Genomic DNA, 25,846 nt, shown 5'->3' on the forward strand with positions numbered 1-25,846 from the left:
CGCGTGATCCTCGCGGCGGGTCCCTTGCGGAGGCCCGCCGCCACGCATAGCCCGCGCGACATGAAACGCATCCTGCCCCTGCTCCTACTCGTCGCCTGTGCGCCCGCGCCGGAACAGGAGGAGGTGGTCCCCGTCGCATTCGCCGGGGGAACGCCGTTCCTCTGCGACGACGGGCAGACGATACGCACGCAGCTCAGGGGCGATCGCCTCGGCCTCGTGCTTGGCGACGGGACGCCGCTCGACCTCCCTGCGGTGCAGACCCCTGCAGGCCTTCGCTACGCGGCCGACGGCTGGGTGTGGTTCCGGCGTGGGGACAATGCGATCCTGACGCAGCAGGGCGGCCAGGTGAACTGCCGCATCGCTGATACGACCGCCGCGGCGCCGCCCACCGGGGGCGTTCCGGCCGCGGACGCGCCCGCGCCCTCCGGCGTCCGCCCGCTGCCCGCGGCGATCACCGCCGCCGTGCCTCAGGCCTCAGCGACGGCCCCCGCTCCGCAGGCCCAAGCCGATCCGGCCTTCCCGCCCGTGGTCGCGCCGGTTGCCCCGGGGGGCGTGTTCATCAGTCCTGATCTGGACCTCTGACCCCGATTAGCTGATCCATCATGATCGACGGCTGCGAGCAGCCCGCCTCGCCGACGACCTTCGCCGGCACGCCCGCGACCGTGCTCTTCGGCGGCACGTCCGCCAGCACCACCGAGCCCGCCGCGATCCGGGAGCAATGGCCCACGGAGATGTTGCCGAGCACCTTCGCCCCCGCGCCGATCAGGACGCCGTCGCCGATCTTCGGGTGGCGGTCGTCGTCCTCCTTGCCCGTGCCGCCCAAGGTGACGGAGTGCAGCATCGACACGTTGTCGCCCACCACCGCAGTCTCCCCGATGACGATCGAGTGGGCATGGTCGATCATGATCCCCCGGCCCACGGTCGCGCCGGGATGGATATCGACCCCGAACCGCTCCGAGACCCGCATCTGCACGTAGTAGGCGAGGTCCGCGCGGCCCTGCCGCCAGAGCCAGTTGCCCACCCGGTAGGCCTGCATGGCGCCGAAGCCCTTGAAGTAGAGAAGCGGCTGCAGGAACCGGTGGCAGGCCGGGTCGCGCTCGAACACCGCCACGATGTCCGCCCGCGCGGCGAGCGCGAGGTCGGCGTCGGACGCGTAGGCCTCCGACGCGATCTCCCGCAGGATCTGCTCCGACATCTCGGGCGCGGCGAGCTTCACGGCGAAGCGGTAGGACAGCGCATGCTCCAGCGCGGGGTGGTGCAGCACGCTGGCGTGGATCGTGCCCCCCAGCAGCGGCTCCGCCGCGACGGCCGCGCGGGCCTCGTCGGTGAGGCGGTCCCAGATGAAGTCGACCTGATGGACGGACGTGTTCGCATGCACCATGGGAGCGCCTCCTCGGTCAGGAAGACATAGGCACCTCATGCTGCGGACGCAAACAACGATCCGTCATCCCACCACCACCCGCCCCGCGATGCCCACCCCGACCCGATCCGAGAGCTGCGCGACCTCGACGACGGACCCCAATGGTACGTCCGCCGACGGAAGTTCGACGAATGGCGCTCCGACGTCCCGCCGCAGCCGTTCCGTGCCATCGACAAGTACGCGGAGGCGATAGCGCTCGTTCGCCTCTCCCAGAGGGATCTCGTCCTCGGTCCACCCGTCGCCGGCGATACGCGTGCGACGCTGCCATTCGACGCGCGTTGTCGTGCCTGTCTGGCGAACGCAGAGATGGACGGGAGCAAAGGGACGCAGGCCCCGCGCACCGAGGAAGACGGCGCTGCCGTGGAAGGTGCTATGATCCACGCCCCGAGCCGCCGGCCCGTACCGTAGGTTCCGGACCCGACCGACATGCGCGGGCGCAACCGGCAGCTGGTGGTCGAGATCCGCGAGCGCAACGATCCAACTTCCCACCGGCCGCCTGCGCTGGATGGCATCTTCAGTGCCCCGAACGCCCCGAAGGCGTCCGCGCAAGGCCCAGCGCCGAGGTGCGACCAGGTCCGCCGAACGAAAGAGCATGATCTCCCAGTCGTCCGCGATGCCGGATCCCACGGCCACGGCGTTCCCCCCCCCAAGCACGGATGCCGCGTCGTTCGACTCGAAGCTCCCCACGGGCAGGTCGACGAGCAGTGGAGGACCTTCGTCCCAGATGCCCGCCGACGCACCGAGCAAGTCCGACGCCGTCTCCCCCATTCGAGCCGGACCGGAGATCACCGTGTCCAAGGCAAAATCATTATCGCCGAAGCTTCCATAGACGGCCACGGGGCCAGACCAAGGCTCGGCCGTCGCCGCCACGTGAGGTGCGTGAGGCACCTCGTCCCCCCGGAGGAGCGGGAGATCGAGGACAACCAGATCCACCTCCGACGATCGCGACGGCGCGACCATGCGTCGGACCCGTCCGGCTGCGGGTGGAGCCGTTCGGTAGACGGAGGCATCCGCCCGGACGGCTTCGACGATCCGCCCTTGCCCCTCCGTGAGGCGATCCACGCGCCACGTCTCGTCATCGACAAGGATGAGGTCTCCGATCACCACGTCGCGTCGGGACGGCGCCAAGGTCGCGCTGAGCCGGTCTCGACCGACCCGTGCGTCCGCAAGGAAGCGTTCCGCCAAGGCCTGCCCCTCATCCCCGGTCAGGGCCATGTCGAGTTCCGTGTCGTGGATCGGCGCGGCGTCCGCTCCGGGATGCACCGCGTCGCCAAGGACGACGTCGAAATCCCCATCCGCATCGACATGGTGCACGCGGACCCGTCCGGACACGTCGAGCGCGCCATCCCGGTCCCTAGCGATAGGCGGGCCGTCGCCGCGAACGAGACGGGACGCCTCCAGAGCCCGTGTCGGCGCGTCGGCACGCATCGTGAAGCGGAGCGTCCCGTCGACCTCCGCCGCCTCGACACCATGCGCGAGCAACAGGGGCTGGAGGTCCGCGCGCGCCGTCGCGACGCTCCGCATCGCCATCCCACGCACGACGCCCCGGATCCGGCTGACGTCGTAGTGGACGATCCCGGCGGCCTCGCAGGCCTCGGCGAGCACGCTCGACAGCGGCTGCATCCCCGAGCGGCCCGACCACCAATGCCCGCGCGCCCAGTTGGGCGCGTCCGCCCAGAGCGCTTCGTTCGCAGGGAACGCCGGATAGGGGCGTGTGTCCCACGCCCAGACGCAGGAATGGTCGAGATCGATCATCGCCCGCCCATCCAACGGTGAGACCGGCATCCGTCCCGGCGCCTCCCAGTAGGCCAGCAGCGCGCGCAGGTATTGCATCTGCATTGCATCGTCCCGGCCGCCATCGGACCCGCGAGGAAGCGCGCTCTCGCTCGACTTGGGATCCACGAAGACGTTCGGCTGGTTCGTCCCGAGATGGATCGCGGGACAGCCGTACTCGGTGAACCGGATCGGCTTGGACCCCGGCACCCACGCCGTCGGCTCGTCCGCCCGCACGCCGCCCGGTCGGTCGAAGTGGTTGTAGGACCACCACGACCGCAGATCCTTGTAGCGCCAGACCCATGGCTCGCCATGATCGTCGGTGATCGGCTCGCGCCGTTGCGCGGCGCGCGCGTCCTCGGTCGGGTAGTGCCAGTCGTAGCCCTCGCCGCCCTCGACGTTCGACATCAGGTAGCCGAGCTCGTGGACCGATCCCCACCCCGCGTCCGCGTGGTCCGTCCCGTCCCGCCAGTCGGACAGCGGCATGTAGTTGTCGATGCCGACGAAATCGATCTCGTCGTCCGCCCACAGCGGATCGAGGTGGAAGTGAAGCGCTCCGCCGCCCTCGGGCGGCTGGTAGCCGAAATACTCAGACCAGTCCGCAGCGTAGCCGATCTTCGCCATCGGCAGCAGCGCGCGGACCTCCACGGCCAAGGCCCGCAACGCGTCGACGGCCGGGAAGGCATCCTCCGCGCCACGGACCTGCGTCAGCGAGCGCATCTCCGATCCGATGCAGAACGCCTCGACACCCCCGGCGGCCGCGCAGAGCGCGGCGTAGTGGAGGATGAACCGGCGGTAGCTCCACTCGGCGGGCCCTCCGTAGGACACGGTCCCGTCGCTCACGGTGAAGTCGCTGGCGGATGCCGTGCCGAAGAAGGCCGCGACCTGCTCGGCCGCCGCCGCGGTTCGGTCCACGGTGCCGTCGCGGCCCGGCGCGGGATGGCAGGTGATCCTTCCACGCCACGGGAGCGCCGGCTGCTCCTCGCCGCCCCATGGATCGGGACGTCCGTTCCCCGCCAGCGGCGTCATCAGGGTGAAGGGGTAGAAGGTGACGTCGATGCCCTTCCCGTTCATCGACCGGATCGCCTGCACCACCGATGCGTCCGTCGGCGTGCCGCCATAGACGACCTTGCCGTCGATCTTGGGCATGGGTTGGGCCTGCGCGCGCGTCAGGCCCGCGACGCGCCACGCGGCCCCCCGCGCCTCGGGGCGTCCGTGCTCGGCAAGCGGGCGGAGGGTGCAATCCCCGCACCGCAGGTCGTCCCCGAACCAGGAGACCACCAGCGAAGTCGAGCGCAGTCCCTTCACCTCCGACCGCAGGTCGCGGAGCGACGCCTCGAAGTCGGGCTCGCCCGTCATCCCGTTCGCGTTGAGCGTCCGATACTGGCCCGGACCGTCGCGGACCGTGACGATCTCGGTCGCCAGCGCGTGCTCCCCCGTCCCGGGGATCAACGCGGCACCTCGGACGAGCGCCGCCGGGGGAGGAACGTCGCGCGCATGGACCCTGACGGGACGAACGACTTCGAACGAGAACTGAGGCACGCGATTCCCGAACGCGCCGAGATCGAGATCCTCGAAGACGACGTAGCAGACACCCCGATATGCGGGTGCGTCCTGCTCGTGCGCTGCGATCAACGGGTCCGGCAGCTGCTCCTCCGATCCCGGATAGACCCGCATCTCGACCGTATCGAGCTCGATCTCGGTTCCGTCGGCCCAGACCCGCCCGACGCGCGACACCTCCCCCTCGCACACCGCCACCGCCACGCTCGCCGTGTAGGAGAGTTCGGTGACCCGCTGGGTCGCGCGGCGACCGCCGCCGCCCTTGCCGCCCCCGCCACCCTGCGAGGACGTCCTGCGATGCTCCTCGAACGGCCCGGCCCAGATCACCTGCCCACCGAGCCTGTACCGCCCGACCACCCGCGGGATCGGCGTCCCCTCCGAGGCCGAGGTCAGGCGGAACCGGTCGACCCGGCCCGTCTCGACGGCGTCCGCGCCGCCGCCCATGACCCGCTGATCGATGGCCCGCCCGATGGTCGCCCCCACCGCGCGCCCGATCACCGCCGAGGACAGGCCCATCACCGACCCGCCGAGGGACCCGCCGATGGCGGCCCCGACGGAACCCAACACGATCGTCGCCATGATCAGCCCTCCAAGGGAAAGTCGAAGCGCGCCACCACGCGGCGCGCCCAAGGGGCGGAGAGCGGGCTCTCCACGACGCCCCGCCCGCGATAGGCATGGACGAACGAAGGCACCGCCGTGCCGCTCACGATACCGAGATGCTTCGCCACCGACCCGGAGCGCATCCGGAACAGCAGGACTTCGCCCGCGCGCAAGGCCCGCGCCTCCGTGACCGGCAACAGCCGCCGCCGTGCCGCCGCCCAGAGCGCCTCGTCGCCCGAGGCCTCGGACCAGTCGAAGGAATAGGCGGGCGGCACTTCGGGCTCGGCGCCGAGCAGCTCGCGCCAGACGCCACGGATCAGGCCGAGGCAGTCCGTCCCCGCGCCGCGGCACGAAGCTTGGTGAACGTAGGGTGTCCCCAGCCAGCCGCGCGCCGCGGCGACCACGGCGCTCATCCCGCCCGTCGGGCGGGCGACGCCATCAGCCAGTCGTCGCCGGGAATGTGGGGGAAGCCGCGGAAGTTGAGCAGGTTGGCGAACTTGTCCCTGCAGGTCGCCATCGCCTTGTCGCAGCCCGCTTCGATCCGCAGCCGGTCCCCGATGGCGGGCGCCGCGCCGAGCGGCTCCCACAACTCGATGCGGCGCCCTCCGGGGATCGGCACGTCGATCTTGATGCGGTCCGTCAGTCCGATCGCGGCTCCGTCCAGCAGTTCTGCCCGTCCTCGGACGAACCAGCCTGCGGCGGCCTCCTCCGCTCCGATAACCTCGAGCACCCTCGCCTCGGACGCGCTGGAGATCACCACCTCGGCGGCGCGGCCCGGCGCATCGAGATCGACCGCGCAGCGACCGTCGCCGAGCACCGCGTCGCATCTGGAGTGGTAGACGCGTCCCCGCGGCGCGTTGAGGGCGTCGGTCAATCCGCGTAGCTCCACCTGGAACGCCCCGCCCCCGTAGCTGACCTCTCCGAGCGAGCCGCGGAACAGGATCTCGGTAGAGGACGGATCCGACCAGTCGACCAAGCGCACCACGACCTCCGCACCATCCCAGCGACCGGCCCGCAGATCGGCTTCCGAGATCGCGTCGTCCGACAGGACGCCTGCCGCCTCCGAATTGTCCACCGCGAGGCCGCTCCCGGTCTCGAGCGCCCGCGCCGACATCCCGGCCGAGGCGCGACAGCGGACGCCCTCCACCACCAGCGGGCGGTCGTGATCCGTGAACCCGAGCATCAAGCCGTCCTTGCGGGACAGCACCCACGCCCGCGCCACGGTCGTCACCCCCGTGGCCAGCATCTCGCGCAGCGCGGTCATGCCCGGATCTCCACGACCGGCACCGACGGCACCTCGCCCGCCTCGAACCCGGCGGCCGTCACCTGCAGCGCGTCCGTGTCGAACCGTACCGGCACGTCGAACTCGAAGCCGGCCGTCACCTCCGCGCCGTCCTCCGGCGGCGAAAGGAACGTCACCAACCCCGTCGCCACGTCCACGGTCCAGTGGTCGCCCTCGCGCAGCTCGTCGTCCGCCAAGGCGATGCGCACGGTCCCCTCGACCGGCTTGGAGATGGTCCGCACGTAGTCGTGCGCGCCCGACCGGTAGGTCTTGGCGAGCGGCCATTCCACGCGCACGCCGTCGCCGACGCCGATCACCTGATCCCCCGGACGCACCCCCTCCGAGGGCACCCCGGAGTGCCAGTCCGCCCAATCCTTCCACCGGAAGCCGTGCAGCCGCGCCCGGCGCGCCTCGAAGAAGGCGATCAGCGCTGCCATGTCGTCCAGCGACCGCACGCCCACCCCGGCGTCGTAGCGCCGCCGCGAGTCCGCCCACGGCGTGTTGCGCTCCTCGAACCCGTTCGCCAGCTCGACCACCTCGGTCAGCCGCTCCGGCCCGCCGCTCGACCCGAAGGACAGCCGCGCGGGAAACCGAACCTCATGGAACATCGCCCCACCTCACCTGTTGCGCTGGCCGCGCGACAGCGCGCGGGACAGCTCGGCGGCCACTTGGGACCGCGACCGCCGGAAGCCGGACACGTCCGGCGTCGTGATGTTCATCGTGACCTGCACCGGCCCGGACCCGCCCGCGGCGGCCACCCCGAGGCGCCCGTCCGCGCCGCGGCGCAGCGGCATGATCGCCTCCGGCCCCGCCTCGCCCATCAGCCCCGTGCCGCCGCGCATCGGGAAGGTCGTCGGCCCCGACACGATCCCGCCCGTGGCGAACGGCATCACCCGCCCCGACGCGAAGGCCCCGCCATCCGCGAAGGGCATCGCGTTCATCGCCCCCGCGATCAGCCCGCCCGCCGCCTGCTGCACGGGCTTCATCGCGGTGTTGTAGGCCGCGTTGATCATCGACCGCGCGACGCCCTCCAGCGCGTCCGACAGCTTCATCCCGTCGAACACCAGCCCGTCGAACGCGCGCCGCAGCCCGCCCCCGATCGACCGCGACAGCCCCTGAACCTCCCGCGAGGTGTAGGTCATCGCCCCCTGCAGGCTGCTCAGCTCGCTCGTGAACCGCGCCACCGCCGCGCCGCCGTCGCCCAGCCGCGCCTCCAGCGCGTCCAGCCGCGCCTCCGCCTCATCCATCGCTCGTCTCCCCCTTGGGATCAGTCGTGTCGGGGAACCGCTCGGCCAAGGCCCGCAGCCCCGCCCGGTCCATCGGCAGCCGCCCGCCCTCGACGCCCAGCAGGAACGCCAGCTCGGCGGGCGTCAGCGCCCAGAAGGCCGCGGGCGACAGCCCCAGCCCCCGCATCCCCGCGCCCATCAGCGCGGGCCAGTCGAAGCGGCTCATGCCGAGACCACCGGCAGCGCGAAGGACCGCGCAAGCAGCAGCGCCGCCACCCGCGCCGCCTCGCCCGCGCCGCCCTCGATCTCCGCCTCGGCCAGCGCGGCGGCGGGCGCGTCCCAGCCCCCGCCCCGCAGGCCCGCCAGCAGCACGGCGGCGAGATCGCGGGCGGTGAACCGCCCCGCCTCGAACCGCGCCACCAGCTCGACCAGCGATCCCGTCGCCAGCCGGTCCTCCAGTTCCGCCAAGGCCCCGAGGGTCAGCCGCAGCACCCGCCGCTCCCCGTCGAGCACCAAGGCCACGGACCCGGACCACGGGTTCGCGACGCTCACAGGGCCGCGAAGGTTAGCGCGCCGGCCGACGCCAGAGACATCTCGTAGGTCGCCTCGCCGTCATGCGTCCCCGCCAGCTCCAAGGACGTGATCTGGAACGGCCCCTCGACGATCCCGAAATCCGGGACGATCACCTGGTAGGCCACCACGGCCCCGTCCCAGAACAGCTGCCGCGCCCGCGCGTCCGTCGCCTCGTCCCGGAACACGCCGGAGCCCGAGACCTGCGCCTGCTTCGCCGCCGCCCCGCCGAGCAGCTCGCGCCACCCCTCGGCGCTGTCCACGCTCGTCACGTCCACCGCGCCCGCGTTGAACGTCACCCGCGAGGCGCGCAGCCCCGCCAGCGTGACGAACGACCCCGTCCCGTCCATGTCCACCTTGACCAGAAGGTCCTTGCCCGCCTGAACCGCCATCTCGATCTCCCTTTCAGTCGTCCTGCACCCGCAGCCGGAACCGCATGTCGATTCGCCGCACGCCTTCGCCCTCATCGACGCGCGCCCGCGCCTTCACGAACCGCGCCGCCGCGACCCGTCCCCGGGGGAGCGTCATGCCGCCCCCCTCGATCACCTCGCTGATGCGCGCCGCCACGGCCTTCGCGTCCGCGTAGCCCGCGCGCGTCGTCACCACGCTTAGGGCCACCTCGTGGACCGCGCCCGCGCCCGAGGCGTCCGACCGCCCCTCGGCAATCTCCGGCCCCAGCGCCACGAACAGGTCGGGCGCGGGCTTGGGCACGGCGTCGAACACCGCGCCCCCCACGAGGCCCTGCATCCCCACGTCCGTCGTCAGCAGGTCGAACAGACCCGCCTGCAGCCCGCCGGCCATCGCATAGCTCATCGCTCGTCCTCCGAGATCGACGACGCGAAGAGGCGCAGCCACGCGCCGCGCCCGTCCTCCGGCGCCACCGCGTCCACCGACCACAGGCGCATCCCGTCCCGCATCCGGTCGCCCGGACGGGGCCGGTTCGGATGACCCTCCGGCAGCGCGCGGGTCGCGATCCTCACGCGCACCCGCTCCGACGCGCCCCACTCGCCGCCCCGCGCGCCACCCGAGCGCAGCTTCACCTCGCCCCACAGGCCGCACACCTCGACCCAGCCGCGCACCACGCCGCCCGAGCCGTCCGCCACCTCCGAAGGACGCAGCAGCGTCAACCGCCGCGACGGGGTCACGTCCCGGCCCCCAATCGCACCGCCCGCCACGGCGCGAGCAGCGCCGAGACAGCCCCCGGCAGGACCGAGGTCTCGCCGAGATCCATCGCCTCGGCGGCGCGCATCACCGCCTCCTGCAGGGCGGCCGGCACCTCGTCCCACGTCCCGAACCCGGCGCGCAGCGTGACCGCCAGCCGCGCGGGCGCGACCGGCGCGCGCGGCAGCATGACCACCACCCGGTGCACGTCCCGCTCCACCCCGAACGACGCCACCGCGCGCCCGTCCGCCTCGACCGCCGTGACCTCGACCACCGGGGCCAGCGACAGCGCGACGCGCGCGGCGCAGACGTCGCCCTCGGCATGGAACTCGCGCAGGATCAGCGCCTTGCCGACCCGTGCCTCCACCGCCGAGATCGCCGCGCGCAGCCGCTGCACCAAGCGCGCGCCCTGCCCCGGCACGTCGCTCCACCCCTCCGGCATTCGCATGTGGGCGGCCAGCGCCGCCACCGGCAGGTCCGCCTCCGCGATCCCTTCCCGCTCGAGGATCATCATCGCCACCGCTCCTGTCTGTTGAAGTAGGGGGCGGCCCTCGGCCCGTCCGCACGCAGGCCACCAGCCGGAACAGGCCATGACCACCCCCTCGGGCGGGACCGGTCCACCCACCGGCCCCGCCACCCATGCGGACCCCCTCGTGTCCGCGAAACTGATCGGGGGCGCGCGCCCGCGCGCCCCCGCCCGGTCAGGCGACCGCGAACTTCAGCAGCTTGATCGCCGCGAAGTCGCTCACGTCGCCGCCCACGCGCTTGGTCGCGTAGAACAGGACGTGGGGCTTGGCGCTGAACGGGTCGCGCAGGACGCGCAGGTCCGGGCGCTCGGCCACGGTGTAGCCCGCCGCGAAGTCGCCGAAGGCGATGGCCGTCGCGCCCGAGGCGATGTCCGGCATGTCCTCGCAGATCGTCACCGGGTAGCCCATCAGCCGCGAGGGCTCGCCCTGCTGGAGGCCGTCGGACCACAGGAAGCGGCCGTCGGCGTCCTTCATCTTCCGCACCGCGCCGGCGGTCTTGGAGTTCATGACGAAGGAGCCGTTCGCGCGGTAGCGCGCGCCCAGCGCGTAGACGAGGTCCACGATGGCGTCCGACGCGTCGATCGAGGCGAAGTCCCCGTCGACGCCGGTGGCGACGTAGCCGAGCGAGCCCCACGCCCACGCGGACTCCTCGACCGCCGGGTAGGTCAGGACGCCGGTCGGCTTGTCGACGCCGTCGCCGTTGATGAACGCGTCCGCCTCGGCGCGGGCGAACTTGTCCGCGATGCGCCCGGCCAGCCACGCCTCCACGTCGAAGGCCGCGTCGTCGAGCAGGCGCTGGGACGCCTTCGGCAGCGCCGACAGCTCGTGCAGCGGGATCGAGATGCGCTCGACCTGCGGCGCCTCCGTCTCGCCGAACGCATCGGTCTCCGTGGCCCAGCCCGCGCCCACGTCGGCCCGGTCCACGAGCACGTCGAACGAGGTCGCCTCGACGTTCACCACCGTCGCCACGCCGCGCAGGCTCGCCGCGCCGGTGAGCGTGGCGCGCACCGTGTCCGAGGTGACCGGATCGACGAGGTAGCCCCCGTCGGCGGCCACGGAGGTCATGCCCTTGCCCTCCAGGCCGCGCAGGCCTTCCTCGTGGCCGTTGCGCAGGTAGGCGCCCATCGCCTTGCGGTGGGGCGTCTCCTCCTTCGCCGCGCCCGCCAGCATGGGCCGACGGCCCTTCGTCTCGATCGTCGTCATCCGCGTCTCCATCCCCTCACGGAACTCCTTCATCTCGCTCACGAAGCCACTCAGCTCCCGCGCCACGTCGTCCATGCGTCTCTCCATCACCGCAGCCACTCCCGACGGGCGGCGCGCAGCGCCTCCGCCACTCCGCGCGCCTCGGCCTTCGCCTCCGCCCGCGCCTCGCGCAGCATCGGGAAGGTCACCAGCGACACCTCCCAAAGCTCCACCTCCCGCAGGATCCGGCGCCCCGCGCCGTCCCGCTCCGCCCGCTTCACGCGGTAGCCGATGCTCAGCCCGTCCAAGGCGCCCGCGCGCACCAGCGCGCCCGCCTCCCGCGCCTTCTCCACGCCCTCCAGCAGCCGCCCCTCGACCCGCAGGCCGCGCGCGTCCTCCGCCACCACGTCCCAGACGCCGATCACGCAGGCCGGGTCGTGCTGCCACAGCATCTTCACGCTCTGGCCCTCGACGCTCATCCGCGCGAGGCAGTCCGCGAAGGCGCCCGGCGCCACCACGTCGCCGCCCCCGTCCTCCAGCCCGAACAGGCTCGCGTGGCCCGACAGGCGCACGCCGTCGCAGACCACGCCCTCCACGGGCGCGGCCTTGGTCTCGATATCCATGTCGATCTCCTATCCGCGCCTCACAGCGCCACGAGGTACTTCACCCCCTGCGCGAGGATGGTCGCCACCACCCCCATCGCCGCCAGCCACAGCCGCTTCTCCAGCCGCTCCAGCCCGACCTCGATCCGCGCCAGCCGGAACTCCAGCCCCTCCCAGCGCTCCGCCAGCACCCGCTCGTTGGCGTCCATCCGCGCCTGCGCCGCGTCGAACGGGTCGTAGAGGAACCGCGACCCCGACCGCGCCTCCGCGGTCACGACAGCCCCAAGAGCGAGCGCTTCTCGTCATCCGACAGGAAGGCCGCCCCCGCGATGCGCGCCCACTGCGCGTCCCGCTCCGCCGACAGCGCCGGCACCCGGTCCATGTCCACCGCGAGCGTCGCCCCCAGGAACCCCGACAGCCCCGCCCAGGCCTTGTTCGCCAAGGGCAGCACCGTCAGCCGGTAGAACGCCCGGTTCGCCTCGGCGTAGTTGGCGTAGGTCGCGTCGCCGGGGATGCCCAGCAGCATCGGCGGCACCCCGAACGCCATCGCGATCTCGCGCGCCGCCGCCTCCTTCGTCGTCCGGAACTCCATGTCCGACGGCGAGAACCCCATCGCCTTCCAGTCGAGCCCCCCCTCCAGGAGCATCGGACGCCCGGCGTTGCGCGCGCCTTGGTGATGCGCCTCGATCTCCGCGGACAGACGGTCGAACTGCTCGGGCGTCAGCGCCTCGCCGCCCACCACGATCGCGCCCGAGGGCCGCGCCGCGTTGTCCAAGAGCCCCTTGGTCCACCGCGAGGCCGCGTCGTGCACCTCCACGGCGCTCGCCGCCGCCGCCATCGGCGACAGCCCGTAGTGGTCGTCCGTCGGGTGGAACAGCCGCAGGTGGCACACCGCCTCGACGCCGAAGCGGTGTGCCGTGCCGCCCACCCGGTAGTCGTAGCCCACCGGCCACCCGTCCTCGCCCGGCACCACCGACATCCGGTCCGAGCGCAGCACGTGCAGCTCCCGCTGCCCCTCCACGCCCTCGACGTAGCCGTCCCCCGTCAGCAGCATCTGCCCCAGCAGCGCCTCGACGAACGCCGTCCCGTCCTGCGCCGCGTTTGGCCGCGCCAGCAGCTCCAGCACCGGGTGCGCGTCCATCCCGTCGCAGCGCACCGGCAGCGCGGCCGCCGCCTCCGCGATCATCCGCACCGCGCGGAAGCCCACCGGGTTCTCCTCGAAGCCCCGCCGGGTCAGCGTCGCGCTGTCCCGCGCGGCCCAGACCGAGCGCCCGCCATAGGACTGCACCCGCGCCGCCGAGGCCTTCGCCTCGGGCGCCTTCAACCATCCGAACATGCCGCCTCCTTCGGGCCAAGGCCCCCGTAGGGTGGGTGAATCCCACCGTCCCACCGATTTCCGTAGGGTGGGCGAAAGCCCACGCGCGCCGCGTCACCGTCCCGGCGCCGCCGTCACAGCACCCGCGCCCGCGGCCCCGCCCCGCGCCCCGCCAGCACCAACTCCCACAGCGCCCAGACCAGCGCGTCGACCCGGTCGGGCGACCCGCCCCCGCGCCAGCCCGCCACGGTCATCCGGCACATCTGGTCCTCCAGAAGCCCCAGCCCCCGGCCATGCCGGACCCGCCCCCGCTCGTAGAGCGCGGCCACCGGCTCGGCGCGGGCGGCCTTGCCGACCCGCGCCGTCACCTTCCGGTAGGACACCTCCGGCGCCACCTGCCGCAGCACCGCCTCGACCATGTCGCCGCCTTGGTTGCCCTCGGCAACGACCCGGCTCGCGCCCCATCGCGCATAGACCCGCGCCACCGCCCGCGCCCATTCCGAGGGCGAAGACGCCGCCACCGTCGCGTCCTCCAAGACCCAAGCCGTCCCGTCGGGCCCGAGCCCGACCACCACGATGCCCGTCTCGTCGCCCCCGGCGGTCACCGCCGGGTCCACCCCGACGACCACCCGGTCCATCTCCGGCACCTCGTCCGCCCGGCACGCCTCCAGCATGGCCGTCGTCCACAGCGCGCCCTCCACGTCCTCCAGAAGCACGCCGTCCAGTTCCTGGCGCCCCATCCGCGTCCCCGCGAACCGTGCCTCGACCTCCTCCAGGAACCCGCGCGCCAGATGGGCCGCGTTGTCCCGCGTCGTCGCGTGAGTCGTCACCGTCGTGTCCCGCCCGAGGATGCCCTTGAGGACCGGCACGTTCTTCGGCGTCGTCGTGACCACCGCGCGGGGGTCGTCCCCCAGCCGCAGGCAGAACTGCAGCATGTCCCACGCCGCTTGGCCCTCTCGCCACTTCGCCAGCTCGTCGCACCACGCCGCGTCGAACTGCGGCCCGCGCATCGCCTCCGGCTCGTGGGCGCTGAAGCACTGCGCCTCCGCCCCGTTGGGCCAGACCAGCTTGCGCTGCCCCGACACCCAGCGCGGTCGCCGGTCCGGCGGCGAGCAGGCGAGGATGCCCGACTCCCCGAACACCATCACGTCGCGCGCCTGATCGTAGGTCTCGCCGACCAAGGCGACGCGGGCGGCGCGGCCGCCGTCCCACGGCCGCGCCCCCTCGACCTGGGCGCGGACCCATTCGGCCCCGGCGCGGGTCTTGCCCGCCCCGCGCCCGCCCAGCGCCACCCATGTCCGCCAGTCGCCCTCCGGCGCCAACTGATGCGGCGCCGCCCAGAACTCCCACAGGTAGGGCAGCGCCATCAGCGCGTTGTCCGTCAGCGAGTCGACGAACGTGTCACGCGCCTCCGCCGACCTCGAGGCGAGCGATCTTGCGCCGAACCTCGTCCCGGGCCGCCGAAAGGTCGATCCCGCCCCCGCCGGTGCGTTGCTTCCATTCGTCACGCGCCCGCGCCTCCTGATCGATCACCGTCGAAAGGGTCTTGGAGGCGGCCGCCATGTCGGCGGCGATCTCCTTGACCTCCTGCTTCAGCGAGGCCGCATCCGGCCCCTCCATGCGCTCGCGCAGCCGCGCCACCGCGTCGTGCAGCGCCGCGCAGGTGCCCCCGAACGCGGCCTTCGCCATGTCGAGGGTCGTCACCTCCTGCGGTGCGCCGTTATGCGCGTCGAACGCGCCCATCTCCGCGACCCGATCCTCGGGGGCGGCCGTCTCCATCTTGGTTTCCATGGTCGTAAGCTCCGGTTCACACGGCCCGCGTGCCCGGTCCGAAACGGGAAACGGGGCGTGACCCCCTCAGGTCGCCGCCCCGTTCGCCCAGTTCGTCCAGCTTGACCAAAGGTGTCCTGTCGAGCGTACGGTCGATCAACCCCCGATTTCGCCGCCTCGGCCGGAAATCGGGCAAGTGTCTCGTTTCAAGGTATAATCTCGGCGGGGGCGACCGCTCGACACGCCGGACCGATCCCCGGTTCCGTGCCTACCTGCGCCGGAATCGCCTTGGTCCGAGTCGTTCGCGCCGTGTCGGGCCTGCGCATCGCGGCGATGGGCGATCGGAAGAATCCACCACGCCGCCGGGGTTGACGACGGCGCGGTGGACCCGCCTACACCTGCCGTCCGAGCCGATGCAGACATCGGTTCAACCGATGCCGCAGTGCAGCGTTCCAATCTCCACCGCGACAAATCGTCAATCAACCCAAGGTTTTAGGCGTCGTTTCTCACCCGCCGTCCCGTTGTGCCTCGATGGCGCGCCAGATCGCGACGTTGGCGTTGTGCTCCGCCAAGGTCTCCGCGAACGCATGGCCCCCGGTGCCGTCGGCGACGAAGAACAGCAGGTCCGTCTCCTCGGGATCCAGCGCCGCCCGCAGGCTCGCCGCGCTGGGGTTGGCGATGGGCGTCGGCGGGAGGCCCGGAATCACGTAGGTGTTCCAAGGCGTTGCCGCCCTCAGCTCCGATTGCCGGATGCCCCGGCCCAACGGCCCGCGCCCCTCGGTGATCCCGTAGATGACGGTCGGGTCGGTCTGCAGCCGCATCCCTTGGTTCAGCCGGTTCACGAACACCGACGCCACCGTCCGCCGCTCCTCGGGGACGCCCGTCTCCTTCTCGATGATGCTGGCGAGGATCAGCGCCTCCTCCGGCGTCTCCACCGGCAGCCCCGGCTCCCGGTCCGCCCACGCCTCCGCGAGGATGCGCTCCTGCGCCGACACCATCCGCGCCACCAGCGCCCCGCGCTCGGACCCGCGCTCCACCTCGTAGGTGTCCGGCGCCATCGCCCCCTCGGCGGGCACCTCAGGCGCCTCGCCCGTCAGGAAGTCCGCCGCCTTCAGCGCCTCCACCACCTCCCACGAGGTCAGGCCCGGCGCCACCTGCACCCGCCACGTGATCGGCACGCCGCGCTCGACCAGCGCTTGGTATTCGGCGGGAACCTCGTCCACGCCCGGCTGGAACGTCGCCACCTCGACGGGCTCGTCCTGCCCCGGCACCCGCTCCCGCGCCCGGATCTCCGGTCCGCGCTGGCGCACCACGTAGGTGACCGTGAAGGGCCGCACCGACGGCCCACCCGAGGTCAGGATGTCCAGCACCTCCGGCATCGAGGCGCCCGGCGGGATCTCGTAGGTGCCGAACTTCAGGTCGGACGCCCGGCCCGCGTAGTTCGCGCCGACGCGGAACACCGGCGCGTCCGTCACGATCCCCTTCTCCGCCAAGCGGTTGGACACCGCCCGCATCGAGTCGCCGCGCGCCACCTCGAAGAAGGCCGCCTCGTCCAGCGGGCCCGGCGCCGCCCACCGGGACTTGCCCAGCTCGACCAAGCCGATCACCACCACGATCATCACGATCGCCAACGTCAGCACGTTGGCCGCGAGATGCTTCCACATCCGTCTAGGTCCCTACTCCGCCCGTCCCATCACGAGGCAGGCGTTGGTACCCCCGAACCCGAAGGAGTTCGACAGCGCCACGTCGATGGACCTACGCTCGGCGGCATTCGGCGCGAGGCGCATCTTCGTCTCCGCCGCCGCCCCCTCGGGCGCGTCGAGGTTCAGCGTCGGCGGCGCCACCCCGTCGCGCATCGCGAGGATGCAGAAGATCGCCTCCACCGCGCCCGCAGCACCGAGCAGGTGCCCGATCGCCGACTTGGTCGAGGACATCGTCGTCCCCTCGGCGTGCTCGCCCAGCACCCGCTCCACCGCGCCGAGCTCGATCGTGTCCGCCATGGTCGAGGTGCCGTGCGCGTTGACGTAGTCCACGTGGCTCCCGTCCATCCCGGCCCGCGCCAGCGCGGCGCGCATCGCCCGCTCCGCGCCCTCGTGGTCGGGCGGCGGCGCGGTGATGTGGTGCGCGTCGCCCGACATCCCGTAGCCCAGCACCTCGGCGAGGATCGTGGCCCCCCGCGCCTTCGCTCGCTCGTACTCCTCCAGCACGAGCACCCCCGCGCCCTCGCCCATCACGAACCCGTCGCGGCCCGCGTCCCACGGGCGCGAGGCCGTCTCCGGCGCGTCCCCGAACCCGGTCGACAGCGCCTTGCACGCGTTGAAGCCCGCGATGCCCAGCTCGCAGATCGGCGCCTCGGCCCCGCCCGCGACCATCACGTCGGCGTCGCCCAGCATGATCATCCGGGCCGCGTCCCCGATGGCGTGGGTGCCCGTCGCGCAGGCCGTCACCGGGGCGTGGTTCGGCCCCTTGTAGCCGTACCGGATGCTCACCTGCCCCGACACGAGGTTGATCAGCGCGGCCGGGATGAAGAACGGCGACACCCGCCGCGGCCCGCGGTCGCGCAGCAGGAGCGTCGTGTCCTGGATCGTGCCGAGCCCCCCGATGCCCGAGCCGATCATCACGCCGACCCGCTCCTTCTCGGCGGTGGAAAGGTCGCCCAGCCCCGCGTCGCGGATCGCCATCTCGGCAGCGGCCACGCCGTAGAGGATGAAGTCATCGACCTTGCGCTGGTCCTTCGCGTCCATCCACTCGTCCGCGACGAAGGCGCCCTCGCCCTCCGTCGGCACTTGGCAGGCATAGGTCGTCGCGAGGTGCGCGGCGTCGAACCGCGTGATCGGCCCCGCGCCGGACGCGCCGTCGATCAGGCGGGCCCACGTGGCCTCCACCCCAGAGGCGAGCGGGGAGACCATCCCCAATCCGGTGACGACGACGCGGCGCATGGCATTCTCCTCCAACCCGGGCGGCAGATAGGACGCGGGGTCAGGCGGGGGCAAGGCCCGCCGCCCGCACGGCGCGCTCGACCGCCGCCTCCGGAGCGCCCTCCGACGCGGGCGGCGCGAACGCGCAGACCGTCGGCGCGCCGGGCGCGTCGGGCAGGTGGTAGCAGGCGGAGACGCTGAACGGCCCGACGCCCGAATGGCCCCACGCCCGGCCCACGCCCCGCATGTCGCCGCACATCGTGCCCAGACCGTAGCGCCCCTCGATCCACGGACGGCCCGGCAGCGGCCCGCACACGCGCAGGCCATCGGTCATCGCGGGCGCGTCCGCGCCGGTGAGGACCGACCGGACCCACCGCGCCGCCTCCGAGGCCGGGCCGACCAGCGTCCCGTGATAGACCCACGCCGGGTCGTAGCGCACGTCACCGCCCACCATGCCGCGCAGATCGGCGCGGGTGGTGGCGAGCCGCGTCTCCCGCAGGCCCAACGGGTCCATCAGGTCGCGCACGAGGCGGTCCAGCGGCGCACGCGCTTCGAGCGCGCGGCGCACCAGCAGGTAGCCCACGTTGGAGTAGGCCCAGCCCGTCCCCGGCGCGAAGAGAGACCCGCGCGTCCGGTCCAGCATCTCCTCGGCCGTCCACGGCGTCCCGCCCGCCGCTACCGCCGCGCGGTAGTCCGGCCGTGCGCCGTAGTCCGGCACGCCCCCCTCGTGGCGCAGGAGCTGCCGGACGGTCGGCCGCCCCGGCCAGTCCACCGCCGCGTCGAGGTCGAGGTGACGCAGCGCCAGCGCCGCGATCACGGTCTTGGAGAGGGACCACCAGACGCCGAGGCCGTCCTGCCCGGACACCTCTCCATCCCGGAGGACCACGCAGATCACGACCGCCCTCCGAACGACGCACCCGCGCGGTGCGCGAGCGCCAGCGAGCCGCGCATCGCCGGGCCGTCCCCCGGCACGGCGATTGGTCCGTCGTGGGCGAGACGCGGAGGCGTCGTGCAGGGGTGAGGGATGAACCACGTCGCGGAGACGATAGATCGCCGCGCCACGGCCCCGCGATGCGCTCCCGCCCCGCGCAGGGCGGGGGTCACCCCGCCGCCCGCCTCACCGCCCCTCGAACTGCGCCGGCCGCTTCTCGAGGAAGGCCAGCACGCCCTCCTTGAAGTCCCGTGACTTCCCCGCCTCGCCCTGCAGCTTGGCCTCCAAGGCCAGCTGCTGCGACAGCGAGTTCTCGTAGGATCCCCGGATCGCCTTCTTGATGTTGCGGTAGGCCACCGTCGGCCCCATCGCCAGCCGCGCGGCGCGCCCCTGCCAGTGCGCCTCGAACCCGTCGTCGGGCACGGCCTCCCAGATCATGCCCCAGTCGCTCGCCTGCCGGGCCGTGACCGGCTCGGCGAAGAGAGCGGCGCCCATCGCCTTGGCCACCCCCATCTGCCGCGGCAGCCAGTAGGTGCCGCCCGCGTCGGGGATCAGGCCGATCCGCGCGAAGGCCTGGAGGAACAACGCCGACTCGGCGGCGATCACCACGTCGGCGGCCAGCGCGAGGTTCGCCCCCGCCCCGGCCGCCGGGCCGTTCACGGCGGAGATGGTCGGGATGGCGCAGTCGAACAGCGCCATGAGCATCGGCTCGTACTCCTCGCGCAGCGTCCGCTCGAGGTTCAGGTTGCCCGCGTTCACCCGGTCGCCGAGGTCCTGCCCCGAGCAGAAGGCGCGGCCCTTGCCCGTCATGACGAGGACGCGCGCCTGCTTCTCCGCCTCGCCGGTGGCGTGCAGGATCTCGGCGCGCATCTGGGTGTTCAGCGCGTTCATCACCTCGGGGCGGGCGAGCTGCAGGACGGCAACGCCGTCGCGGATGGTCAGATTGATCGTCTCGTAGTCCATGGCGCCCTCCGGGGTGTCGCCGCGCACCCTAGGGCGGGGCCGTGCCGCGCGAAAGGTCGGCGACGGCGCGGATCAGGCGACGCTGCGTCGGATCGGGGCGGCGCTCGACGCGGCGGTATCCGGTGCCGTCCCGCTCCCGCGACAGCATCCCCTCGCCGACCATCTCGCGGCGCGCCTGCGCGGCGTCGCGCATGGTCATCATCCCGTGCAGCAGGGCCGAGACCTCGATCTCGTCCATCTCCGCGCCGGCGGGCAGCCGCGCCCAGAGCGGCCACAGGCACAGGAGCCGCAGGCCCCGCTGCGCGGGCCAGCCGGTCAGCCGCCCGTCGCGGTCGAACCGCGCAGCGGCGCGGCGCACGGCGCGCAGGTCCGGCGGGGCCTCGGCCCCGGCCGCGCCGGTGGCGGCGCGCAGGTGCTGGAAGTTGGCGTAGCCCGCCGCGCGGGCCACGGCGTTCAGGGTCGTCTGGTGGGACGCGTCCGTCGGGAGGGCCGCGCGCAGGGCGCGGCTGAACCGGCTGACGTCCTCCACCACGAGGGGGATCGCCTCTCGCATGGTGCTCGCTCCGATGTCGTCGCGCGTGGTCCAATGGACCGGGATGGCCGCCCCTGCCCCTCCGCGCGGATGCGGATCGAGGATGTGGTCGTCGCGGCAGGTTCAGCGAGGGGCGATGGCCCCGGCGGCGCCTCGGAGAGCTGCGGTCCGTGGACATCGGCGTCGCATGGCGGGGGCCGGACCGCAAGCGGCCCGGCCCCCATGTCGCGGCGGGGTCAGCCCCAGCAGAGGTCCTGCCCCTCCTCCACGGAGATCGACTCGACCCCGTCCACCGGCTCGGCGGCCACGAGCGCGACGCCCGTGTCGGTGAACTCCTTGCCCTCCGTCGGCTCGGGCAGGGTGCCGTCCGTCGCGAACTGCGCGATGGCCTCGATCCCGAGGCTGGCCATCAGCAGCGGATACTGCTGCGAGGTCGCGGCGATCACGCCGTCGGCGACGTTCTGGACGCCGGGGCAGCCGCCGTCGACGGACAGGATCATCACGTCGTTCTCGCGTCCCACCGCCGTCAGCGCCTCGTAGGCGCCCGCCGCGGCCGGCTCGTTGATCGTGTAGACGACGTCGATGTCCGGGTCGGCGGCGAGGCAGTTCTCCATCGCGGTGCGGCCGCCCTCCTCGTTGCCCGCGGTCACCTCGTTGCAGATGATGCGCGGGTCGTCCTCGTCGCCCCAGCGGCTGGCGTCGCCGGTGTCGATCCCGAACCCGTCGAGGAAACCTTGGTCGCGCAGCACGCCCACGGTGGGCTGGCTGATGGCGAGGTCGAGCATCGCGATCTTGGCGTCCGCCGCCGCGTCGCCCATCGCCGCCGCCGCGTACTGCCCGATCAGCTGCCCGGCGAGGAAGTTGTCCGTGGCGAAGGTCGCGTCCGCCGCGTCGATCGGGTTCAGGGGCGTGTCCAAGGCGATCACGAGGATGCCCGCCTCGCGCGCCTGCTCGACGGGGTCGACGATGGCGGCGGTGTCGGACGCGGTGATCAGGATGCCCGACGCTCCGTTGGCGATGCAGGTCTCGATGGCCGCGACCTGCGCCTCGTGGTCGCCGTCGACCTGGCCCGCGTAGGAGTTCAGCTCGATCCCGAGCTCGTCGGCCTTGGCCTGCGCGCCCTCCCTCATCTTGACGAAGAACGGGTTGGTGTCCGTCTTGGTGATGAGGCACGCGCTCGTCCCCTCCGGCGCGGAATGGCCGTCGGCCCACGCCATCCCCGAGGTGGCGAGAACGGCGAGCGCGGTCCCGGTCAGCAGCTTGGTCATGTCGATCCTCCCTTAGGCGTCCCCTCTCCATGGGGACGGGCCAGGTTGGGCATGGCACCCGTCCCGCGTCAAAGGTTTCCTCGCCGCGGGCCGGACGCTAGGCGTGGCGCGGAGGGAGGACCGAGATGGCCGGATACCTGACGACCCACGTGCTCGACACCGCCGCGGGGCGGCCCGCGCACGGCCTGCGGATCACGCTCGACCGCGTGGAGGGCGAGGCCCGCACCCGGCTCGGCGAGGCCACCACCAACGCCGACGGGCGGACCGACGGCCCGATCCTGCCCGAGGGGGGCTTCACGCCCGGCACCTACGAGCTGGCGTTCCACGCGGGCGACTACCTCCGCGCCCGGGGCGCGCCCGACGCCTTCCTCGACGTGGTGCCGATCCGCTTCACGATGGCCGAGGCGGCGCACTACCACGTCCCGCTCCTGCTCTCGCCCTTCGGCTACTCGACCTACCGAGGGTCGTAGGTGCTCCACCCCGACCGCCTGCTGCCGCCGGACCCGGCGACGCGCGCCGTCGCACGCGACCTTCTCGCGGGGGTCCAGTCCCTCCCCCTCGTCTGCCCCCACGGCCATACCGACCCCCGCTGGTGGGGCGAGGATCCGGCCTTCCCCGACGCGGCCGAGCTGCTCGTGATCCCCGACCACTACGTGGTGCGGATGCTCGTCTCGCAGGGCGTTCCGTTCGAGGCCTTGGGCATCGGCATGGGCGCCGAGACCGACCGCCGCGCCGTCTGGCGCACGTTCGCGTCGCACTACCCCCTCTTCCGCGGCACCCCGTCGCGGATGTGGATCGACCACGCCCTGTCGGAGGTGTTCGGCCTCCGCGAACGGCCCTCCGCCGCCAACGCGGACGCGCAGTTCGACGCCATCGGCGAGATGCTCGCGACGCCCGCGTTCCGCCCCCGCGCGCTCTACGACCGCTTCGGGATCGAGGTCATCGCCACCACGGACGACGCGCTGTCGGACCTCCGCCACCATGAGCATGCGCAGGGCTGGCACGGTCGCGTGATCCCCACCTACCGGCCCGACGCCGTGACCGACCCGGAGGCGGAGGGCTATGCGGAGAACGTCGAGCGCCTCGGCGACCTCACGGGGGAGGACGCGACCTCGTGGCGCGGCTACCTCGCCGCGCACCGGAGGCGGCGTCTGTGGTTCAGCGACCGCGGCGCCACCGCGACGGATCACGGGCACCCCACCGCCGCCACTCTGGACCTCGAGGAGGCTCAGGCCTCCGCCCTGTTCCAGCGCGCGTTGCGGGGCCATGCCGACGCGTCCGAGGCGGAGGCGCTCCGCGCCCAGATGCTCACGGAGTTCGCGCGCATGTCGCTCGACGACGGCTTGGTGATGCAGCTCCACGCCGGATCGCGCCGGAACCACAGCCGCGGCGTGCTGCGGCGGTACGGCCGCGACCGGGGCTTCGACATCCCCGCGCGCACGGACTGGGTCGGCGGGCTCCGCCCGCTGCTGAACGCGGTGGGGATGGACCCGCGCCTCACCCTCATCCTGTTCACCCTCGACGAGAGCAGCTACGCGCGCGAGCTCGCCCCCCTCGCGGGCGCCTACCCCTGCCTCCGGCTCGGGCCGCCGTGGTGGTTCCACGACAGCCCCGAGGGGATGCGCCGCTTCCGCGAGCAGGCACTCGAGACGGCGGGGTTCGAGAACACCGCTGGCTTCAACGACGACACCCGCGCCCTGCCATCCATCCCGGCGCGCCACGACGTCGCCCGGCGGGTGGACTGCGCGATGCTGGCCGAGCTGGTCACCACCCACCGGCTCGACGAGGCCGAGGCGCACGCCATCGCGCCCCGCCTCGCCGTGGGCCTCGCGCGGGAGGCGTACAGGCTGTGATCCCCACGTGGCGCTGGTTCGGCCCCGAGGACGCCGTGTCGCTGTCGATGGTCCGCCAAGCGGGGGCCACGGGCGTCGTGACCGCCCTCTACGACGTCCCCCCCGGCACCGTCTGGACGCGAACGGCCATCGCCGCGCGGAAGGCCGCGATCGAGGCCGCGGGCCTGAGGTGGGAGGTGGTCGAGTCCCTCCCCGTGTCCGAGGCCATCAAGACCGGCGCGGCGCAGGCCGAGGCCCATCTCGACGCCTACCGCGCCTCGCTCCGCAACCTGCACGCCGAGGGGCTGCGGGTGGTCTGCTACAACCTCATGCCGGTGATCGACTGGACCCGCACCGACCTCGACTGGCGCACGCCCACGGGGGCCTCCGCGCTGCGCTACGACCGGCTCGACCTCGCCGCCTTCGACGCGCACGTCCTGCGCCGCCCGGACGCCGCGCGCTCCGAGGAGATCGACGCCCGCGCCCATGGTTGGGACGAGGCGCGCCGAGACGCGATCACGCGCACCATCCTCGCGGGCCTGCCCGGCGCCGTGGAGGGCTGGACCCTCGACGCCTTCCGCGCCCGGCGCGACGCCTATGACGGCGCGGACGCGCTGCGCGCGAACGCCGCCCGCTTCCTGCGCGCCGTGATCCCCATGGCCGAGGAGCTGGGGATTCGCCTCTGCTGCCATCCGGACGATCCGCCTTGGCCCGTCCTCGGCCTGCCGCGCATCGTCTCGACCGAGGCCGACTACGCCGCCCTCCTCGCCGTGGCCCCGTCGCCTGCCAACGGGATCACCTTCTGCACCGGCTCGCTCGGCGCGCGCCCGGACGTCGACCTCCCCGGCATGATGGAGCGCCTCGGCGCGCAGGTGCACTTCCTGCACCTCCGCAACGTCGCCCGCGAGGAGGGCACCGTCCCCGGCTCCTTCCACGAGGCCGACCACCTCGACGGCTCCACGGACATGGTGGCCGTCGTCCGCGCCGTGCTCGCCGAGGAGGCCCGCCGCCGTGCCGAAGGCCGCGCCGACGCCGCGATCCCCATGCGCCCCGACCACGGGCACCGCATCGGGCCCGACACCGGGGGCGCGCCGGGCTATCCCTACATCGGCCGCCTGCGGGGCCTCGCGGAACTGCGCGGGGTGGAAGCCGCATGCCGCTGATCCTCCATCTCGGGCTGGGCGCGTTCCACCGGGCCCACCAAGCCGACTACGTGCAGGACGCCGAGGGCTGGTCCATCGAGGCGGTCTCCACGCGCGACCCGACCCTTGCCGACGGGCTCGCGGCGCGAGGGCATCGCTACACCCTCACGGAGCGCCACCCCGACGGCCCCCGCGCCAAGACCATCGACGCGATCGTCCGCACCCACGCGCTGACCCGCGACCGCGGCGCGGTCCTTTCCCGCCTCGCCGATCCCGAGATCGCCCTCGTGACCCTCACGGTGACCGAGAAGGGCTACGGCGCGGACCTGTCCGCCCGCGCGCTCGACGCCGCCGACCCCGCTGTCGCGTCCGACCTGCGCGACGGCGGCACCCGCTCCGTCCCGGGCCTGCTCGCCGCGGGCCTCGCCCGTCGGGCGACGCCCCTCACGATCGCCTCCTGCGACAACCTCCCCGCGAACGGGCGGCTCCTCGAATCCCTCGTCCGCGAGATGGCCGAGGCGCGCGGCACCCCCGTGGACGCGCATTTCCCCTCGACCATGGTCGATCGCATCACCCCCGCGCCCCCGCGCGGAAGCGTCGACGTCGAGACCGAGCCCTTCCGCCAGTGGGTGATCGAGCGCGCGCCCGGCCTGCCCCCCGGCCCCGAGATCGTCGACGACGTCGCCCCGTGGGAGGACGCCAAGCTCCGAATGCTCAACGGCGCGCACTCGCTGATCGCCCATCTCGGCCTCTGCGCCGGGCTCCCGGCGGTCCGGGACGTCGTGGCGGCCCACCGCGCGGTCGTCTCCACCCACATGGACGCCGCCGCGCGCACCCTGACGGGCGGCCCCGACCCGGTGGCCTACCGGGATGCGCTGCTCGACCGCTTCTCCAATCCGGCCATCGACCACCGGTGCCTCCAGATCGCCGCAGACGGATCGCAGAAGCTTCCCCAACGCCTCCTCGCGCCCCTCGGCGAGGCGGCGGACCGGGGGCACCCGCTCGGCACCTATGCCCTCGCCGTCGCGGCCTTCGTCCGCGCGTGGCGCGAGCACAAGATCGCCGATCCCCACGCAGGTGCGCTCCGGGCCGCCGCACGGTCGGACGACCCGCTCGCAGCCCTCGCCGCCCTGCCCGGCCTCGCCCGCCGCGAGACGCTGGCCCGCCCGGTGGTGGCGGAAGCCGTCCGCACCAGCCTCGCCGCGTTCCGCCACGGCCCCGAGGCCGCCGCGCGCGCCGCCCTCGCCTGAAACGCGAAGCGGCCCCACGAGG

Annotated in this window: 29 protein-coding genes; 5 read left to right on the forward strand and 24 right to left on the reverse strand. The window is 73.2% G+C overall.

Annotation, left to right across the window (positions count from 1 at the left end; all coding sequences use genetic code 11):
* The first annotated feature begins 60 nt into the window (after window positions 1-60).
* On the forward strand, window positions 61-582 hold the full coding sequence (locus JQC91_RS10865; protein ID WP_203286841.1) for an MliC family protein: 522 nt from the start codon (window positions 61-63) through the stop codon (window positions 580-582).
* On the opposite strand, the gene cysE is transcribed toward JQC91_RS10865, so the two are convergent.
* The 24 genes from cysE to JQC91_RS10985 form a co-directional block, all read right to left on the reverse strand.
* Window positions 560-1,381 carry a serine O-acetyltransferase gene (gene cysE / locus JQC91_RS10870; protein WP_203286842.1) on the reverse strand — a complete coding sequence of 274 codons (822 nt, stop codon included), beginning with the start codon at window positions 1,379-1,381 and terminating at the stop codon, window positions 560-562. The genes JQC91_RS10865 and cysE overlap by 23 nt on opposite strands.
* A 63-nt stretch (window positions 1,382-1,444) precedes the next feature.
* A complete protein-coding gene (locus JQC91_RS10875) occupies window positions 1,445-5,332 on the reverse strand; it encodes a glycoside hydrolase/phage tail family protein (protein WP_203286843.1) in 3,888 nt (1,295 codons plus the stop codon).
* 2 nt (window positions 5,333-5,334) lie between these two features.
* The gene (locus JQC91_RS10880; protein ID WP_203286844.1) at window positions 5,335-5,766 is read right to left on the reverse strand and encodes a peptidase; all 432 of its coding nucleotides are present in this window, start codon (window positions 5,764-5,766) and stop codon (window positions 5,335-5,337) included.
* Window positions 5,763-6,617 (reverse strand): DUF2163 domain-containing protein, encoded by an 855-nt coding sequence (locus JQC91_RS10885; RefSeq protein WP_203286845.1) that lies wholly within the window; start codon window positions 6,615-6,617, stop codon window positions 5,763-5,765. Before JQC91_RS10885 ends, JQC91_RS10880 begins: the two co-directional genes overlap by 4 nt.
* Window positions 6,614-7,243 carry a DUF2460 domain-containing protein gene (locus tag JQC91_RS10890; RefSeq protein ID WP_203286846.1) on the reverse strand — a complete coding sequence of 210 codons (630 nt, stop codon included), beginning with the start codon at window positions 7,241-7,243 and terminating at the stop codon, window positions 6,614-6,616. The genes JQC91_RS10885 and JQC91_RS10890 overlap by 4 nt, the downstream gene beginning before the upstream one ends.
* 9 nt (window positions 7,244-7,252) lie before the next feature.
* The gene (locus JQC91_RS10895) at window positions 7,253-7,882 is read right to left on the reverse strand and encodes a phage tail tape measure protein (RefSeq protein WP_203286847.1); all 630 of its coding nucleotides are present in this window, start codon (window positions 7,880-7,882) and stop codon (window positions 7,253-7,255) included.
* Complete coding sequence (locus JQC91_RS10900; protein WP_203286848.1) at window positions 7,875-8,087, reverse strand: rcc01693 family protein; 213 nt, start codon at window positions 8,085-8,087, stop codon at window positions 7,875-7,877. The genes JQC91_RS10895 and JQC91_RS10900 overlap by 8 nt, the downstream gene beginning before the upstream one ends.
* Window positions 8,084-8,413 (reverse strand): gene transfer agent family protein, encoded by a 330-nt coding sequence (locus JQC91_RS10905; RefSeq protein WP_203286849.1) that lies wholly within the window; start codon window positions 8,411-8,413, stop codon window positions 8,084-8,086. Before JQC91_RS10905 ends, JQC91_RS10900 begins: the two co-directional genes overlap by 4 nt.
* Window positions 8,410-8,823: a phage major tail protein, TP901-1 family gene (locus JQC91_RS10910; protein ID WP_203286850.1), complete on the reverse strand. Its 414-nt coding sequence runs from the start codon at window positions 8,821-8,823 to the stop codon at window positions 8,410-8,412. The genes JQC91_RS10905 and JQC91_RS10910 overlap by 4 nt, the downstream gene beginning before the upstream one ends.
* A 13-nt stretch (window positions 8,824-8,836) precedes the next feature.
* Entirely contained in the window at window positions 8,837-9,244 is a 408-nt protein-coding gene (locus tag JQC91_RS10915; RefSeq protein WP_203286851.1) for a DUF3168 domain-containing protein, read from the reverse strand.
* Window positions 9,241-9,576 carry a head-tail adaptor protein gene (locus JQC91_RS10920; protein WP_203286852.1) on the reverse strand — a complete coding sequence of 112 codons (336 nt, stop codon included), beginning with the start codon at window positions 9,574-9,576 and terminating at the stop codon, window positions 9,241-9,243. The genes JQC91_RS10915 and JQC91_RS10920 overlap by 4 nt, the downstream gene beginning before the upstream one ends.
* The gene (locus tag JQC91_RS10925) at window positions 9,573-10,106 is read right to left on the reverse strand and encodes a hypothetical protein (RefSeq protein ID WP_203286853.1); all 534 of its coding nucleotides are present in this window, start codon (window positions 10,104-10,106) and stop codon (window positions 9,573-9,575) included. Before JQC91_RS10925 ends, JQC91_RS10920 begins: the two co-directional genes overlap by 4 nt.
* A gap of 187 nt (window positions 10,107-10,293) precedes the next feature.
* On the reverse strand, window positions 10,294-11,397 hold the full coding sequence (locus JQC91_RS10930; RefSeq protein WP_238941474.1) for a phage major capsid protein: 1,104 nt from the start codon (window positions 11,395-11,397) through the stop codon (window positions 10,294-10,296).
* Window positions 11,398-11,408: 11 nt separating this feature from the next.
* Window positions 11,409-11,924, reverse strand: coding sequence for an HK97 family phage prohead protease (locus tag JQC91_RS10935; RefSeq protein WP_203286855.1), 516 nt, complete (start codon window positions 11,922-11,924; stop codon window positions 11,409-11,411).
* A gap of 20 nt (window positions 11,925-11,944) precedes the next feature.
* A complete protein-coding gene (locus tag JQC91_RS10940; RefSeq protein WP_203287616.1) occupies window positions 11,945-12,178 on the reverse strand; it encodes a hypothetical protein in 234 nt (77 codons plus the stop codon).
* Window positions 12,175-13,239, reverse strand: a complete 1,065-nt coding sequence (locus tag JQC91_RS10945) for a phage portal protein (protein ID WP_203286856.1) — start codon at window positions 13,237-13,239, stop codon at window positions 12,175-12,177. Before JQC91_RS10945 ends, JQC91_RS10940 begins: the two co-directional genes overlap by 4 nt.
* Window positions 13,240-13,352: 113 nt before the next feature.
* Window positions 13,353-14,585: a terminase family protein gene (locus tag JQC91_RS10950; RefSeq protein WP_203286857.1), complete on the reverse strand. Its 1,233-nt coding sequence runs from the start codon at window positions 14,583-14,585 to the stop codon at window positions 13,353-13,355.
* 34 nt (window positions 14,586-14,619) lie between these two features.
* The gene (locus tag JQC91_RS10955; protein ID WP_203286858.1) at window positions 14,620-15,009 is read right to left on the reverse strand and encodes a hypothetical protein; all 390 of its coding nucleotides are present in this window, start codon (window positions 15,007-15,009) and stop codon (window positions 14,620-14,622) included.
* Between the two features lie 485 nt (window positions 15,010-15,494).
* Window positions 15,495-16,652 carry an endolytic transglycosylase MltG gene (mltG, locus tag JQC91_RS10960; protein WP_203286859.1) on the reverse strand — a complete coding sequence of 386 codons (1,158 nt, stop codon included), beginning with the start codon at window positions 16,650-16,652 and terminating at the stop codon, window positions 15,495-15,497.
* A 12-nt stretch (window positions 16,653-16,664) separates the two neighbouring features.
* The gene (gene fabF, locus JQC91_RS10965; RefSeq protein ID WP_203286860.1) at window positions 16,665-17,927 is read right to left on the reverse strand and encodes a beta-ketoacyl-ACP synthase II; all 1,263 of its coding nucleotides are present in this window, start codon (window positions 17,925-17,927) and stop codon (window positions 16,665-16,667) included.
* A 40-nt stretch (window positions 17,928-17,967) separates the two neighbouring features.
* Entirely contained in the window at window positions 17,968-18,801 is an 834-nt protein-coding gene (locus JQC91_RS10970; protein ID WP_203286861.1) for a serine hydrolase domain-containing protein, read from the reverse strand.
* A 222-nt stretch (window positions 18,802-19,023) separates the two neighbouring features.
* Window positions 19,024-19,800 (reverse strand): enoyl-CoA hydratase-related protein, encoded by a 777-nt coding sequence (locus JQC91_RS10975; protein WP_203286862.1) that lies wholly within the window; start codon window positions 19,798-19,800, stop codon window positions 19,024-19,026.
* A 28-nt stretch (window positions 19,801-19,828) separates the two neighbouring features.
* The gene (locus JQC91_RS10980) at window positions 19,829-20,353 is read right to left on the reverse strand and encodes a DUF2087 domain-containing protein (protein WP_203286863.1); all 525 of its coding nucleotides are present in this window, start codon (window positions 20,351-20,353) and stop codon (window positions 19,829-19,831) included.
* A gap of 215 nt (window positions 20,354-20,568) precedes the next feature.
* Entirely contained in the window at window positions 20,569-21,600 is a 1,032-nt protein-coding gene (locus tag JQC91_RS10985) for a sugar ABC transporter substrate-binding protein (RefSeq protein ID WP_203286864.1), read from the reverse strand.
* Between the two features lie 125 nt (window positions 21,601-21,725).
* Between JQC91_RS10985 and uraH the strand changes: the two genes are divergently transcribed.
* Genes uraH through JQC91_RS11005 form a run of 4 tightly spaced genes read left to right on the forward strand, consistent with a single transcriptional unit; the run spans window position 21,726 to window position 25,824 of the window.
* Window positions 21,726-22,070 (forward strand): hydroxyisourate hydrolase, encoded by a 345-nt coding sequence (uraH, locus tag JQC91_RS10990; RefSeq protein WP_203286865.1) that lies wholly within the window; start codon window positions 21,726-21,728, stop codon window positions 22,068-22,070.
* The gene (gene uxaC, locus JQC91_RS10995; protein ID WP_203286866.1) at window positions 22,071-23,453 is read left to right on the forward strand and encodes a glucuronate isomerase; all 1,383 of its coding nucleotides are present in this window, start codon (window positions 22,071-22,073) and stop codon (window positions 23,451-23,453) included. It begins immediately after the preceding gene.
* Window positions 23,450-24,595 carry a mannonate dehydratase gene (gene uxuA / locus JQC91_RS11000; protein WP_203286867.1) on the forward strand — a complete coding sequence of 382 codons (1,146 nt, stop codon included), beginning with the start codon at window positions 23,450-23,452 and terminating at the stop codon, window positions 24,593-24,595. The genes uxaC and uxuA overlap by 4 nt, the downstream gene beginning before the upstream one ends.
* A complete protein-coding gene (locus JQC91_RS11005; RefSeq protein ID WP_203286868.1) occupies window positions 24,586-25,824 on the forward strand; it encodes a mannitol dehydrogenase family protein in 1,239 nt (412 codons plus the stop codon). Before uxuA ends, JQC91_RS11005 begins: the two co-directional genes overlap by 10 nt.
* Window positions 25,825-25,846 lie beyond the last annotated feature (22 nt).

The sequence above is a fragment of the Jannaschia sp. Os4 genome (assembly GCF_016820245.1).
Classification (GTDB): domain Bacteria; phylum Pseudomonadota; class Alphaproteobacteria; order Rhodobacterales; family Rhodobacteraceae; genus Jannaschia.